The organism is Vibrio sp. L85, assembly GCF_963871815.1.
Lineage (GTDB): Bacteria > Pseudomonadota > Gammaproteobacteria > Enterobacterales > Vibrionaceae > Vibrio > Vibrio harveyi.
Map to the genome: position 1 here is coordinate 1 of NZ_CAWMYL010000177.1, position 460 is coordinate 460.

The following is a 460-nucleotide window of genomic DNA, read 5'->3' on the forward strand; positions in this document are numbered from 1 at the left end:
AATCATCGCAGCTAGTTTACGGTAGTCATTATTAACCAAAGAACCAGCCTTGTAGAAACGAACCGGAGCACTAACTGCGTTGGCCTGGCTAACATGTTCAGAGCGGCGTATTGCTACAGACAATACTTTCTCTTTAGCTACTTCCAACTCTTCTTCTATGAACTCATTGATAACCGTATTTCTCACGTCAACTTCATTTCTCAGGATAAGATAGTTCGCGTCATCGTCTTTGATTTCTGATACAGCTTCTAGAAGTGGACTGATTCCATCCAATGAAAATGCTCCTGAATCGACAGGGATTAAAATAAGATCAGATGCCTGAATCGCATTAAGAGTAGTTAATGAAAGATTCGGAGGAGTATCAAGAAGAATGAAGTCATACCTTTCGCCAAGCCTAGCCAATTGCTTATCCAAGATACGTTCACGATTAATCTTTGTTAGAGACGTTTCAATAATACGA

At 40.0% G+C, this 460-nt stretch carries 1 protein-coding gene; it reads right to left on the bottom strand.

Annotated features, from left to right (window positions below; translation table 11 throughout):
* Positions 1-456, bottom strand: a 456-nt coding sequence (locus AACR11_RS19445) for a ParA family protein (RefSeq protein ID WP_323128421.1), incomplete at its 3' end; no start/stop codon positions are given.
* Positions 457-460: the final 4 nt, after the last annotated feature.